Source organism: Ligilactobacillus pabuli, assembly GCF_022836475.1.
Lineage (GTDB): Bacteria > Bacillota > Bacilli > Lactobacillales > Lactobacillaceae > Ligilactobacillus > Ligilactobacillus pabuli.
On the sequence record NZ_BQXH01000003.1, the window covers coordinates 110241 to 124214 of the forward strand.

General features: G+C 42.0%; 15 protein-coding genes. 12 read left to right on the plus strand and 3 right to left on the minus strand.

Annotated elements, in window-relative coordinates; translation table 11 throughout:
* Window positions 1–112: 112 nt before the first annotated feature.
* From LPAF129_RS02530 to tsaE, 3 genes are all read left to right on the plus strand, one after another.
* Entirely contained in the window at window positions 113–814 is a 702-nt protein-coding gene (locus LPAF129_RS02530) for a uracil-DNA glycosylase (RefSeq protein ID WP_244054586.1), read from the plus strand.
* 114 nt (window positions 815–928) lie between these two features.
* The gene (gene pta, locus LPAF129_RS02535; protein ID WP_244054587.1) at window positions 929–1918 is read left to right on the plus strand and encodes a phosphate acetyltransferase; all 990 of its coding nucleotides are present in this window, start codon (window positions 929–931) and stop codon (window positions 1916–1918) included.
* 26 nt (window positions 1919–1944) lie between these two features.
* Window positions 1945–2400: a tRNA (adenosine(37)-N6)-threonylcarbamoyltransferase complex ATPase subunit type 1 TsaE gene (tsaE, locus tag LPAF129_RS02540; protein WP_244054588.1), complete on the plus strand. Its 456-nt coding sequence runs from the start codon at window positions 1945–1947 to the stop codon at window positions 2398–2400.
* A gap of 251 nt (window positions 2401–2651) precedes the next feature.
* On the opposite strand, the gene LPAF129_RS02545 is transcribed toward tsaE, so the two are convergent.
* Window positions 2652–3185 (minus strand): 3'-5' exonuclease, encoded by a 534-nt coding sequence (locus LPAF129_RS02545; protein ID WP_244054589.1) that lies wholly within the window; start codon window positions 3183–3185, stop codon window positions 2652–2654.
* A 276-nt stretch (window positions 3186–3461) separates the two neighbouring features.
* Here LPAF129_RS02545 and murB point away from each other — a divergent pair, with 276 nt between their 5' ends.
* Entirely contained in the window at window positions 3462–4373 is a 912-nt protein-coding gene (murB, locus tag LPAF129_RS02550; RefSeq protein ID WP_244054590.1) for a UDP-N-acetylmuramate dehydrogenase, read from the plus strand.
* Between the two features lie 158 nt (window positions 4374–4531).
* On the opposite strand, the gene LPAF129_RS02555 is transcribed toward murB, so the two are convergent.
* Window positions 4532–5212 carry a DUF1361 domain-containing protein gene (locus LPAF129_RS02555; protein WP_244054591.1) on the minus strand — a complete coding sequence of 227 codons (681 nt, stop codon included), beginning with the start codon at window positions 5210–5212 and terminating at the stop codon, window positions 4532–4534.
* 225 nt (window positions 5213–5437) lie between these two features.
* Here LPAF129_RS02555 and cdaA point away from each other — a divergent pair, with 225 nt between their 5' ends.
* From cdaA to glmM, 3 genes are read left to right on the plus strand one after another with little or no spacing between them, the layout of a single operon-like run.
* Window positions 5438–6280: a diadenylate cyclase CdaA gene (gene cdaA / locus LPAF129_RS02560; RefSeq protein WP_244054592.1), complete on the plus strand. Its 843-nt coding sequence runs from the start codon at window positions 5438–5440 to the stop codon at window positions 6278–6280.
* Window positions 6277–7434, plus strand: a complete 1158-nt coding sequence (locus LPAF129_RS02565) for a CdaR family protein (protein WP_244054593.1) — start codon at window positions 6277–6279, stop codon at window positions 7432–7434. The genes cdaA and LPAF129_RS02565 overlap by 4 nt, the downstream gene beginning before the upstream one ends.
* 55 nt (window positions 7435–7489) lie before the next feature.
* Window positions 7490–8845 (plus strand): phosphoglucosamine mutase, encoded by a 1356-nt coding sequence (gene glmM, locus LPAF129_RS02570; RefSeq protein ID WP_244054594.1) that lies wholly within the window; start codon window positions 7490–7492, stop codon window positions 8843–8845.
* Window positions 8846–9044: 199 nt separating this feature from the next.
* On the opposite strand, the gene LPAF129_RS02575 is transcribed toward glmM, so the two are convergent.
* Window positions 9045–9293: a hypothetical protein gene (locus LPAF129_RS02575; RefSeq protein ID WP_244054595.1), complete on the minus strand. Its 249-nt coding sequence runs from the start codon at window positions 9291–9293 to the stop codon at window positions 9045–9047.
* Between the two features lie 362 nt (window positions 9294–9655).
* Between LPAF129_RS02575 and LPAF129_RS02580 the strand changes: the two genes are divergently transcribed.
* The 5 genes from LPAF129_RS02580 (at window position 9656) to pstB (ending at window position 13965) form a co-directional block, all read left to right on the plus strand.
* A complete protein-coding gene (locus LPAF129_RS02580) occupies window positions 9656–9964 on the plus strand; it encodes a hypothetical protein (protein ID WP_244054637.1) in 309 nt (102 codons plus the stop codon).
* 474 nt (window positions 9965–10438) lie between these two features.
* Window positions 10439–11332, plus strand: coding sequence for a phosphate ABC transporter substrate-binding protein (locus LPAF129_RS02585; protein WP_244054596.1), 894 nt, complete (start codon window positions 10439–10441; stop codon window positions 11330–11332).
* The gene (gene pstC, locus LPAF129_RS02590; RefSeq protein ID WP_244054597.1) at window positions 11319–12236 is read left to right on the plus strand and encodes a phosphate ABC transporter permease subunit PstC; all 918 of its coding nucleotides are present in this window, start codon (window positions 11319–11321) and stop codon (window positions 12234–12236) included. Before LPAF129_RS02585 ends, pstC begins: the two co-directional genes overlap by 14 nt.
* Window positions 12236–13126 (plus strand): phosphate ABC transporter permease PstA, encoded by an 891-nt coding sequence (gene pstA / locus LPAF129_RS02595; protein WP_244054598.1) that lies wholly within the window; start codon window positions 12236–12238, stop codon window positions 13124–13126. Before pstC ends, pstA begins: the two co-directional genes overlap by 1 nt.
* A gap of 29 nt (window positions 13127–13155) precedes the next feature.
* The gene (pstB, locus tag LPAF129_RS02600; protein ID WP_244054599.1) at window positions 13156–13965 is read left to right on the plus strand and encodes a phosphate ABC transporter ATP-binding protein PstB; all 810 of its coding nucleotides are present in this window, start codon (window positions 13156–13158) and stop codon (window positions 13963–13965) included.
* The last annotated feature ends 9 nt before the right edge of the window (window positions 13966–13974 follow it).

The following is a 13974-nucleotide window of genomic DNA, read 5'->3' on the forward strand; positions in this document are numbered from 1 at the left end:
ATGTTTCTAATTAGCTTAATTTATTTGTTAAAAATTCACAATAATGAAAATTTTTTGCTTTTCTTTCGAATAAAGCGCTTTATTTATGGTATCATTAGAGCGAGGTGTTTTTATGAAAACGTTGTTACACAATGATTGGCAAAAAGTTTTAGAACCAGAGTTTGAAAAGGATTATTACCGTGAATTACATAATTTTTTGAAGGAAGAGTACCAGAATTATACGATTCATCCGGATATGTTCCACATTTTTCAGGCGTTTGAATGGACAGCTTTTTCAGATGTAAAAGTCGTGATCTTAGGCCAAGATCCTTATCATGGCGCTCATCAGGCACATGGCTGCAGTTTTTCTGTTTTGCCAGGTGTCCCGATCCCACCGTCGTTACGCAATATCTATACTGAACTGGAAAGTGACCTAGGAATTCAACCAGTCAACCATGGTTACTTGGAAAAATGGGCCAAGCAGGGGGTTTTGTTACTGAACTCTGTTTTGACCGTTCGGGATGGACAAGCTAATTCTCACCGGGATCATGGGTGGGAACAATTAACTGACGTGGCAATTGAACGGTTGTCCGAACGTGCGCAGCCTGTAATTTTTATTTTATGGGGGAAATCAGCACAAGCTAAAAGCAAGTTGATCAATCAAAATAACAATGTGATCATTCAAGCACCACATCCGAGTCCTTTGTCGGCTTACCGTGGCTTTTTCGGTTCACGTCCATTTTCTAAAACAAATGCGGCGTTGACTGCCATGGGAGAGCAGCCGATCGATTGGCAGTTGCCAACGACGGTCACTAGGGCGAATGAGCAAGACTAAAATGTAGCTGGCTCTAGGATGCTTCAAGCAATTTAAATCAACTCAGCCAAACAGTGCTGAAACTAGCTCATTGTCGCGATGAGTGCGACAACTAATACTTAGGAGGAATTAATCATGGATCTATTCACAAAACTAAAAGGTAAAATCAAAGGACAAGATAAATCATTAGTCTTTCCAGAAGGCGAAGATCAACGTGTGTTAGGTGCTGCTTTACGTTTAGCTCAAGATGGTTTGATCAATCCCATTGTTTTAGGTAACGAAGATAAAGTTAAGGAAATCGCACATGAACTGGGCAAGGATATTCCAGCTAACGTGACGGTCATTGATATTGAACAATATCCACAGGCTGAGTTTGACGAAATGGTTAACCAATTCGTTGAACGCCGTAAGGGTAAGAACACTCCAGAACAAGCACGTGAATGGTTGAAAGATGTCAACTATTTTGGTACGATGTTAGTCTACATGCACAAGGCTGACGGCTTAGTTTCAGGTGCTTCTCATCCAACAGGCGACACAGTTCGTCCTGCTTTGCAGATCATTAAAACTAAACCAGGTTTGAAACGGACTAGTGGTGCTTTTATCATGACTCGTGATGAAGGTGCAGAAACTTATGTCTTCTCTGACTGCGCGATCAATATTGATCCAACCGCTGCAGATTTGGCAGAAATCGCCGTAACTAGTGCTGACACTGCCCGTTTGTTTGACATTGACCCTAAAGTGGCAATGTTGAGCTTCTCAACTAAAGGTTCAGCTAAAGGCGAACAGGTTGATAAGATGGTTGAAGCAACAGAATTGGCCCACAAGATGGCTCCTTCATTGGCCCTCGATGGTGAATTACAATTTGATGCTTCCTTTGTCCCAACTGTTGCTGCTCAAAAAGCACCGAACTCAGAAGTTGCTGGCCATGCCAACGTCTTCGTGTTCCCTGAATTGGAAGCTGGTAACATTGGCTACAAGATTGCCCAACGCTTTGGCGGCTTTGAAGCCATTGGACCGATCTTGCAGGGCTTAAACGAACCTGTTTCTGACTTGTCACGTGGATGTAACGAACAAGATGTATATAACGTGGCCGTTTTGACTGCTGCTCAAGCTGTCATGGGCTAATTTTAGAAATAGGAAGATGAATGAAGATGGACTTGATTGCACATACTGTTGAGGAAACGCAAGCGATTGCCTCACGTCTGGCACAACACTTACAGGCGGGTGATGTGATACTGCTGCAAGGAGAGCTTGGTGCGGGGAAAACAACTTTCACCAAAGGTTTAGCTTTGGGGTTGGGGATCACTCGCAATGTGAAAAGCCCGACTTATACGTTGATCCGAGAGTATACTGAGGGGCGTTTACCGCTTTATCATATGGATGTGTATCGTCTGGAAGAAAGTGGGACCGCTGATTTAGGCTTGGAAGAGTATTTTGACGGTGATGGAGTCTGTGTCGTAGAATGGCCGCAATTTGCAGCTGAAGATCTGCCCACGGAATTTCTCGCAATTTCCTTTCAGAAAAGTGCGGAGCATGATGATGAACGGACGCTCAGCTTGACGGCCCATGGTTCACGCTATCTTGATTTATTGGCGACATTAAAATAATAGCAAACAAACAGCAGTTGAATGCTGCCTGCACCGCTTCTCTAATTGGAAGTGGTGCAGGCTGGCAATTCAACTGCTGTTTTTAGGTGAACTAAATTTGCTAATGTAAGATGTTTGGCTCTGTTTTCTTAGCCGAATTCCAAAACTCAGAAGATTCCGCCTAATAAGAAATGAACTTCAATGTCAAATACGCATTAAAGATCGAGCTCTGATAGTGCTCGAGTCTTAACCGGCTTGTTCCGCTCTGAGTATTAATATGCTTTAACAAGCGGTTTTAAAACATCGGTGCCAAATTGTTGAGCTTCGGATAACAAAATTTGGGCACAGGCCTGACTGTCGGCTAAGGCATTATGATGGTGCTTTAATGAAACTGACAGATAATCACAGACCGTGTTTAGTTTGTAGTTTGGCAAACCTTTTAATAATTGGCGACTTGTTTTTAAAGTATCCAATACGAGAAAATTAGGAATATCTAATTGATAAAAACCAAGTGTTTTACGTAAAACACTGACGTCAAAAGCTGCGTTGTGAGCAACAATTAGTTTATTGGGTCCAAAAAAGTTGGTGATATGCGGCCAAAGTTCCGGAAAAGTCGGTGAATTAGCAACATCTCTCGCCGTAATTCCATGAATGCGGACGTTGCCAGGGGCAAACTCAGTCGGTGGTTTGATCAATGAGTACATTTCGTCAACGACTTGGTTTTGCCGGACAACGGTCAATGCTAGAGAGCAGGCGCTATGTCTTTTAGGACTAGCGGTTTCAAAATCTAGGGCGATAAAATCCATCGTGGACCTCCTTTCTGCCAGAAGATGGTGAATAAATCAATCATTTGCTGGAATTAAATAAATTCTTACTATGTTAATATAGCCAAAAATCAGTGGCTTGTAAACTTCAGTCAGACTAAATTGGAAAAAAATTAAAGTTGGCGATGCGTGTTTTTAGGGTTATTGTGAGTTACAATTGATGTGTTTCAGACAGTGTTTACCAAAGGAAAAAAGTGTTTTTTTCTGGAAAAATGGTAAAATCAACTGTAGTACAATTCAGTAAGCGAGGAAAGACAAATGACTGGAATTCAGAAAATTACAACAGAAAATTTAGCGAAGATTGAAATTTTAACCGATGAACCGTTAGCTCATTATACCAACACCTGTACCGGGGGACCGGCAGACTACCTGGCATTTCCCAAAGATATCTCGGAGTTAAAAGTTTTATGCCAGTGGGCCCAACAAAAGGACTTACCGTTGACCATTTTAGGCAACGCCAGTAATCTGATCGTCAAAGACGGCGGTATAAAAGGCTTAGTTATCATTTTGACCAGTATGAATGCGGTGACAGTTAATGGTAAACAAGTGACAGCCCAAGCTGGAGCTGCTATGATCAAAACGACTCAGGTGGCATGTGCCGCCGGGTTATCCGGCTTGGAATTTGCCGCTGGGATCCCTGGTAGTGTCGGTGGTGCGATATTTATGAATGCTGGTGCCTATGGTGGTGAAATTAAAGACGCGGTCAGCGAAGTGTTAGTAGTTGACTATGCTGGTAATTTAAAGAAGTATACAAATGAAGAATTAGACCTGAGCTACCGTCATAGTCGCATTCAAGAAGAACAATCGATCGTGGTGCAGGCAACCTTTACTTTAACGGAAAAACCACAATGCCAAATTCGTGACCAAATGGACCAGTTGAATTTCTTGCGAGCATCTAAGCAACCCTTAGAATATCCATCTTGCGGGAGTGTTTTTAAACGCCCACAAGGCTACTTTACCGGCAAGTTGATTCATGATGCTGGGTTACAGGGCTACCAAATTGGCGGTGCACAGATCTCAACCAAGCATGCTGGGTTTATCGTTAACAAGGGCGGCGCAACTGCAACTGATTATATGAATGTGATCCATCACGTTCAAGCAGTGATCAAAGAGCAATTTGGCGTGGACCTAGAAACTGAAGTCCGGATTTTAGGACAAGAACAAGCTTAACTAAAAAAGGAGTTCCTTCGCTGGGAGGGAGCTCTTTTTGTATGAGCTTTTAAAGATTGATCGCACAGAATTAGTTGCTTTTGCAGGCAGCTAAACACAAAAAAGCATGTTCCTGTGAAAAGAAACATGCAAGGGTAATATTTGAAAAATTCTATGGGTTAAGATGCTTGATCTTTTAGGCTGGTCGGAGAATTGATTTTGAGGTAACAGTGTAAGCATACCCAAACGACCATTTGAATAATTGACATGAATAATACGAAAATCAACATTCGCGGATTCCACATTTGCATTAAATCATTGACGACTAACTGCGGACTCAAGAAGAGATAGGCGGTATGCAACCGCAAAAAACGTCCGACGTAGATTCCGACAGAAGAGGCGAGAATGAAAAAGGTAATTAAACCATTACGCAGCCACTTGGAAGTGACATGGAGTTTTAACAAAATTTGTTCAGCGATATATTCTAAACTCCAGGTCCCAAGAATTGTACAGGATAGTGCACTAACTAAAATATTGGTCAAGGTCAGCCAAATATGCAAGTCAAAGTTCATTAAGCCAGTTTGCGGATCAAAGGGGTTCAAGCGCGCCAAATGGAAAAAGTCAGTTAAGAGATAGGGTGCGTTGGGATAAAACAGGAGCCACAAGATGATCAGCAAGTAAAAAATCAGGCCTGACTGGCGATGGTTGATGTGGAGGGCAATTTCGATGGGGAGATAGCCCAGAAAGGTATTTAGCAGTAAAAAGCTAAAGGTTCCACCCTGACGAAAAACAGTCAGATAGATGTAAAACATGTATGCCCAATAAGAGAGCCTGATCAGCCATTTAATTTTTTGTGTCATGAGCCGCCCCCTTAATTTCGAAAAGTCATTCATTATATTTTAGCAGGTCTAGGCACAAAGAGTTACTAAATTCACCTGATTTTAAGAAAAAAAGTGAAGAACTTTATAGATTTTTAAGGTCTGGATTTTAGTGACAGTTAGCGGTTTTGTGGCGGTTTACTCGATAGAAACAGGCCGCTGTGGTATAATGAAAAAGTAAAATTTTTTCAAAGGAGGGAATTTAAAGTGTCCTTTGACTGGGGTAATTTGGTAACATGGCGGAATCTAACAGATTTGTTAGATATTCTGGTCGTGTGGTATGTTTTCTACAAGTTGATGATGTTGGTTCGGGGCACCAAAGCAATCCAGCTCTTTAAGGGTGTTGTGATCATTGTTTTGATCAAGGTTTTAAGTGCTTGGTTAGGGTTGCACACTGTGTCATGGATCATGGATCAGATCATTAACTGGGGTGTGATTGGAATTATTGTGGTGTTCCAACCAGAAATTCGCCGCGGTTTGGAACATTTGGGACGCAGTTCGTTGTTCGCTGCTAATAAGCGAGAAAATGAGAAGGAAAAGAAACTAGTTCAAGCCTTAGATCAAGCGATTCAGTATATGTCAAAGCGTCGGATCGGTGCTTTGATCTCCATCCAAATGAATACAGGATTGGAAGATTATATTGAAACAGGGATCGACTTGGATGCAGAAGTAACTGGAGCATTATTGATCAATATTTTCATTCCTAATACGCCGTTGCATGATGGTGCGGTCATTATTCGCGATAATAAAATTGCGGTTGCCGCAGCCTATTTACCGTTGTCAGAAAGTAATTTGATCCCGAAAGAATTAGGGACCAGACACCGGGCAGCAGTGGGAATCAGTGAAGTGACCGATGCGTTGACAATCGTGGTTTCTGAAGAAACTGGGGGCGTGACGATCACTAAAAATAGCGAGTTGATTCGCGATTTATCGCGAGATGATTATTTGAAACTCTTAAGTAATGAATTGATCCCAGCGGAAGATAGCAAGAAAGGTAATCTGATCACGCAATTTTTCGAAGGAATTTTTAAGGGGGGAGCTAAACGGTGAAAATAGCTCAAGCTTTAAATTCAAAAGTTGCTTATAGTTTATTAGCACTATTGTTTACAGTTTTTTTGTTCGTCTATGTTAACTCAGAACATTCATCGGGTGATAATCAATCACAAATTAGTACCTCACTCATGAAAAATACGCGTGCTAGTGTTAAAAAAGAAATTAACTATAGTTATGATAGTGACAAGTATTATGTTGATGGTGCACAGCAAACGGCAAAAATTTCGTTGATCGGGCCAAGCGGACTAGTGAAAGCAGCCCAAAATACTGGCAACTTTCAGTTAAACGCTGACTTGCATGGTTTAAAGCCCGGGGTGCATACAGTGAAATTAAAGGTTTCTGGTTTAAGTTCTGAAATTAGTGCCAGACCAACGCCAACTGAAATTAAAGTTAAAATCAGCAAAAAAGGTCATGCATCCTTTCCAGTCCAGGTTCGTTATGATTCGACCCGAATCGCTAAAGGCTATGCCACTGGTGTTGCCAGCGCGAGTCGACAGTCAGTTAAGGTGACTGGTGCCGCTAGTGATATTAAAAAAATCGAGAGTGTCGTCGCTGACGTTAATTTGCCAGAAAACAGTAAAAAAAGCACGTCACGGAATGTTTTATTACGTGCAATCGACTCAGCAGGTAAGGAACTATCTGTCACAATTTCACCAGAGGCCACTCGGGTCAATATTCCGATTTATTTAGCTTCATCAGATAAAAAGGTGCCCGTTCATTTGGTTTCTGGTGGTCAGGGAGTAGCTGGGAAGAAATATAGCTTTTCAACAGACACCAAATACGTGACTTTGACAGGAACTAAAGATGCGTTAAAAAAGATTGATAGCCTAGAAGTTCCAGTATCTTTAGTTGGGGTGAATGACAATGAAACACGGACGATTTCACTCGATTCAGACCGGTCTGGCATTACTGCAGTTTCACCGAGCTCCATTCAAGTCACAATTAATGTGACAGATGAAAAGAGTGCGGCTGACAATAGTTCGCAAGGATCAACTAATACTAGTCCAACAACTGGTAACAAAGAAACAACTGAAGAAGAAATACCGAATAAAAATCAATCTGAAGATGAGTCGCAATCTAGTGAATCATCAAGTTCTTCGACTGAAAGTTCCAGTTCTAGCTCAGCTAATGTTGAAGCAGGAGCTGAATAAATAGAGACTGTAGAAAAAATTAAGATAATTAAAACGGTAAGGAGCAAATAAAGTAATGAAATATTTTGGTACAGATGGTGTTAGAGGGATCGCAAATGAAACTTTAAGTCCCGAACTTGCATTTAAACTTGGTCGTTGTGGGGGCTACATTTTAACGAAACATAAGAAAAATCCAGACCAGCCGGCACGAGTTTTGGTTGCACGTGATACTCGGATCTCTGGCGAAATGTTACAGGAGGCATTGATTGCAGGACTATTGTCTGTCGGGATCGAAGTCTTTCCATTAGGTGTGATCACTACCCCTGGAGTGGCTTATCTGGTACGTTTGCAAGATGCTGATGCCGGGGTCATGATCTCCGCTTCGCATAATCCAGTCCAAGATAACGGAATCAAGTTCTTTGGTGGTGACGGCTACAAGTTGTCAGATGCTAAGGAAGAAGAAATCGAAGAATTATTAGAAATGGACACTGATACTTTGCCACGGCCATCAGCTGAAGGTTTAGGCATGATCAGCGAATATCATGAAGGTGCCTTGAAATACGTTCAGTTCTTGGAACAAACTATTCCTGATGATTTAGACGGCATGCATGTTGCGATTGATGGCGCTAATGGTGCTACAAGTGCGATTGTCTCAAACTTGTTTGCAGATCTAGGTGCAGATTTTGAAACAATGGCAACTAATCCTGATGGTTTAAACATTAATGACCATGTGGGCTCAACTCATCCAGAAGCTTTAAGTAAATTTGTAGTTGAACAGGGTGCCCAGGTTGGTGTTGCCTTTGACGGCGATGGAGATCGGTGCATTGCAGTCGATGAAACTGGTGCAATCGTTGATGGTGACAAAATCATGTACATCTGTGGGAAGTACATGGATGGCCGCGGTCGTCTAAAGAAAGATACGATCGTTACAACAGTTATGAGTAACCTCGGCTTGTACAAAGCGATGGAGAAAAACGACTTAGTTTCAGTTAAAACTCAAGTTGGTGACCGTTATGTTGTCGAAGAAATGCTGAAAAACGGTTATAACGTCGGCGGCGAACAATCTGGTCACGTGGTCTTCTTAGACTTTAATACCACTGGTGACGGGATGTTAACTGCCTTGCAGCTATTAAACGTGATGAAACAAACTGGTAAGAAATTATCAGAATTAGCAGCCGAAGTGCAAACTTATCCACAAGAATTAGTGAACGTGCGTGTTCAAGATAAGAAGGCTGCTTTAAATAACGAAAAGATTCAGGCGAAGATTGCTGAAGTTGAAGGCAAGATGGCTGGTGAAGGTCGCGTCTTAGTTCGCCCAAGTGGGACAGAAAACTTACTACGGGTCATGGCAGAAGCAGCCACACCAGAATTAGTGCATGACTATGTGATGGAAATCGTTGCGGTAGTCAAAGAAGAAGTCGGCGTAGAATAAAACAGAGAGCGGAACAAAGCGGTTAACTCCTGAGCATATCTGAGATTGACCTTTAATGCGGTTTAAGCAGGGATAGGCGCAAGGAGTAAGGAGTTGCTTTGAGTAGCTCGATTCGAACACATGGCGAAAAAACTCGCTGGAATAGTTCGACAAAATAAAAAATCTAGGACAGTTAATTAGCTGCTGCCCTAGATTTTTTTTAATGGTAAATTAAGTTGAAGGTATAATTTAAAATGCGACAGCCTAAGTAAAAAATGCTGGCTAAGAATAAGTAGTAAAATAACATTCCAGCGGCGATGAGCAAGAGTGCCCAGATATGAAAAATGGCGAAGATCGTCGCGATACTGGCTGTCAGTTTGGCAAAGTGGAAGAGTTTTAAAATGAGCTGTCCGCAGATGATGATTAAAGCAATCTTTTGGCTAAAAACAAATTGTTTTTTGTTGATCATTTGAATGTTCCTCCTAGTCAAAATATTTAATGAACCTTAGTGTTATTATATGATAAAAGGTAGGCAAAGTTCAAAAAAAACGCCAGTTTGGTCTGGAATTGCAAGGATGAATTGGACTTGTTAAGTAATCAGTTTTACTGAAATTTTCGTTGTAATGATAGGGCTTGATGTACATCAAAATATTTTTTTATTTTCATTGACACCGCTTTCAAGTTAAGCTATACTTGTTAAGTAAGGTATTTAGTAATTTACCTTCTAATCAATTCTCTTTCTCTCTTATGCCGCCACCGACAGTTTCTCCTGTCGGTGGTTTTTTGACGTGAGGGGTAGAGCCAGCTATAATTTACTGGGAAAGGGTGTTAATAGTGAGTAATGAAGTCTTAACTTTAATCGAAGAAATTACCCGCAATGACGGGTCTAGTTACTATGAAATCTCTAACATGGTTCAAAATGGGCGGGCAGAATTAGCTGCTGTTAGGGGCTTTATTAAAGAGGTCCGCATCCTGCAGCTCAACATTCCACGTTCATCTAGCGTGATCAAGTATGAAAAATTTGTGAATGAGAACTTCACTATGCCAACTGAAGAGATGGATCATTTTGAAGAATGGACCAGACCACCAGAAATTGAGGCAGTAGTTGAAGCAATTTTGCGTGAAAATCATGTTGCTTAAGCACAAGCAGCTAAGTTAATCTAGAAAGTCAGTTCGGCTAAAAAGTCGGCTGGCTTTTTTGATTAGTTAATGCTAAAAAAATATAGAAGGTTAGTCTCTGATCTGCTCATCTCTTAGTCGTCTCATTCTGCTCTGTATTTGTAGTCGAGCTCCAAAACTCAGAAGATTCCGCCTAATCAGAAAAAAACTTCAATGCTAAGAACGCATTAAAGCTTTTTTCTCTTTAGTGCTCGTCTTCTAAGCGAGTTTTTCCGCTCTGTGTATGTAGTCGAGCTCCGTGAGACAAGAGATTCCGCTGATTCAACTAGGACAGCCCATCGCTGAAATTCGCGATATTCTGCCCTAGTCCAATCATGCTCGTCTCTTAACCGTCTCACTCCGCTCTGTGTATAAATCTTTACACGTTCTTTACATAAAACAAGAAGACCCTTTACATCAAATCAGTAGAATAATAGGTGAAAGGGAAGGAAAGCCATGAAAAATAAACAGTTATTTTGGACTGTGCTGGGGTTGCTTTTAGTATTGACTGCCTGTTCACAGCCCGCACAAAAAAAGGTTAAACCGATTCAAATCGTTGGCTCAAGTGCCATGCAGCCCGTGGTTGAAATGGGTGCACATGAGTATCTGAAAAAAAATCCGGCACAAAAAGTTACGGTTCAAGGCGGAGGGTCGGGGACTGGCTTAAGTCAAGTTCAAAGCGGAGCAGTTGAAATTGGAAACTCTGATATTTTCGCAGAAAACCAGTCAGGTATTCAGGCTGAAAAATTAGTTGATCATCGTATCGCTGTGATTGGTGTCGCTCCGATCGTTAATCATGGAGTCGGGGTGACTGATTTGACTCTGACCCAACTCCGTGGAATTTTTACTGGACAGTATCAAAACTGGCAACAGCTAGGTGGGAAAAATATCCCGATCGTGGTAATTGACAGGGCGCATGGCAGCGGGACGCGTGCAATATTTGATGAAGCAGTTATCCAAGATGCTAAAAAGATGAAGGCCCAAGAACAAGACTCGAATGGCTCAGTTCAACGCATGGTTGCTGATACACCAGGTGCAATTTCTTATGTTTCTTTCCCTTATTTGAAAAAAACATTTACTACTTTAAAAATTGCAGGGGTTACACCAACCGTGAATAACGTGACAACTAACCGTTGGCCGCTATGGGGTTATGAACATATGTATACTAAGCAAAAAACTAGCCCGGAAGTTCGTGCGCTGCTATATTTCATGCAAAATTCTGCTGCAGTGCAAACTAAATTACTACCACGGTTACACTATATTCCGATTCAAAAAATGCAAGTTGTGAAGGATGAAAACGGGCAGGTCACAACTAAGTCAAGCGAGGTGGTTAATGATGGATCCGATTAAAACAAAGATTCAAACCAGATCTAAAGAAACACGCCAAGAAATTTGGGGACAATTGTTGAGCTATGCAGCAATTATCCTGATCGTTGCGGTTGTTTGTTCAATTTTTATGTTTGTTGCCTCTAAAGGCCTAGCAACTTTTACGAAAGACCACGCTAGTTTACGTGATTTCTTGTTTACCACAGATTGGTCACCAACCACGATGGGCAAAGATGGTCGTCCCTTAGTGGGAGCTTTGCCAATGATTGCTGGTTCCTTTGGAGTAACGGTTTTAGCCGTGATCTTTGCGACACCATTTGCGCTGGGAACAGCTTTATACATGACACAACTGGCGGGAAAACACGGTCAAAAACTTCTCCAAAGTGTGACTGAGTTGCTGGTCGGGATTCCGTCGGTCGTTTATGGCTTTATTGGTTTAAATGTCGTAGTTCCTTTTGTTAGAGAACATTTCGGCGGTTCTGGTTATGGAATCTTATCGGGAGCTTTCGTGTTGTTTGTTATGGTCTTGCCAACAATCACCTCACTCACAGTGGACAGCTTACGCGCAGTGCCTAGCCATTATCAAGCTGCCTCGTTAGCGTTAGGAGCGACAGAATGGCAAACAATGTATAAAGTAACTTTACGGGCAGCTTTACCAGGAATTTTGACCGCCATCGTTTTTGGGATGGCACGAGCCTTTGGTGAGGCCTTAGCTGTTCAAATGGTGATCGGAAATGCGACTTTGATGCCGCATGGGCTGCTGACAGCGTCGTCAACTCTAACCAGTGTGTTAACGATGGGTATTGGTAATACAGTCATGGGGACAGTCGGAAATAATGCCTTGTGGTCACTAGCATTGGTCTTATTGTTAATGTCATTACTGTTTAACTTAGTTGTGAAGTGGATCGGTCGAAAGGGGCGGATATAATGAATCCGAAAACGATGAATAAACTGGCCCTGACTACGATCAAAGTCATCACAGGACTAGTGGTTGTGATCCTAGCCTTTTTATTAGGCAGGATTTTACTGCAAGGAGTCCCACATATTTCGTGGCGGTTTTTAACGACTGCTTCCCAAGAATTCGTGGCCGGCGGAGGAATTGCTTACCAACTCTTTAATTCCTTTTACCTCTTAGTTTTGACTCTGCTGCTTTCGTTGCCGATCTCGTTGGGAGCGGGAATCTTTTTAGCGGAATATGCGCCCAAAAACTGGCTGACAGAAGTGATTCGAATGGCAATTGAAATTTTAAGTTCATTACCCTCAGTGGTAGTTGGCTTGTTTGGCTTTTTGTTATTTGTAGTTCAGTTTAAACTAGGCTTCTCCTTGATTGCAGGGGCGATCGCCTTAACGTTCTTTAACTTGCCGCTGTTAACTCGCAATGTGGAAGAGTCATTAAAGAGTGTGTCTAATTTGCAACGAGAAGCCGGCTTAGCATTGGGCTTATCCAAATGGACGACGGTTTTAAAAGTCATTATTCCAGAAGCAGTTCCCGGGATCGTGACTGGGGTAGTTTTAGGCGCGGGGCGGGTCTTTGGCGAAGCAGCTGCATTGATCTATACCGCTGGACAGAGTGCTTCAGTGATCGACTTTACTAACTGGAACCCATTTGATGCAGCAAGTCCGCTAAACTGGTCACGACCAGCAGAAACCTTGGCAGTGCATATTTGGAAAATAAACTCCGAAGGGATCATGCCGGATGCAGCGGCAGTTTCGGCAGGAACTTCGGCAGTGCTAATTATTGTCGTGTTACTGTTTAACTTATCCGCACGTTATCTGGGGAATCGACTGCACCGCAAGTTGACTTCCGCGGACAAATAATTTAATCAAAAAGCAATGGAGGCGAGACGATGGATGTTGGCAAATACGATTTGAATGATACAGAGATTTTACAATTTGATCCGCAACAAACTGAGTTAGCTTTGACTACAAAAGATCTGCAGGTTTATTATGGTAAAAATCACGCTTTTTATGACGGGTCTTTACAATTCGAACGCTATAAGATCACATCCTTAATTGGAGCTTCCGGTTCTGGCAAATCAACGTTTTTACGGTCGTTGAATCGGATGAATGATGGGGTAGCACGAGTCACTGGCCAGATCTGGTATCGCGGCTTGGATGTTAATTCACCTCAGATCAACGTCTATCAAATGCGCAAGCAAATCGGGATGGTCTTTCAACGACCGAATCCTTTTTCCAAATCAATTCGTGATAATATTACATTTGCAGTTCGCGAAAATGGGATCAAGGAGCAAAAAAAGCTTGATGAGATCGTTGAAACCAGTTTAAAGCAAGCTGCCTTATGGGATGAAGTTAAAGACGATTTAAACAAAAGTGCTTTATCTTTATCAGGCGGACAACAACAGCGGCTGTGCATTGCCCGGGCGATCGCCATGCAGCCGGATATCTTATTGATGGATGAACCAGCGAGTGCGCTTGACCCTATCTCAACACTAAAGGTTGAAGAAACAATGATGGAGTTAAAAAAGAACTACACGATCATTATTGTGACGCATAATATGCAGCAAGCTTCTCGCGTTAGTGATTACACGGCCTTTTTTCATTTAGGTCATGTGATCGAATATGCGCAGACTAAAAATATTTTTACTTTTCCACAAAAGCGTGCGACTGATGATTATGTTTCTGGTAATTTTGGCTAAGAAAAGGAG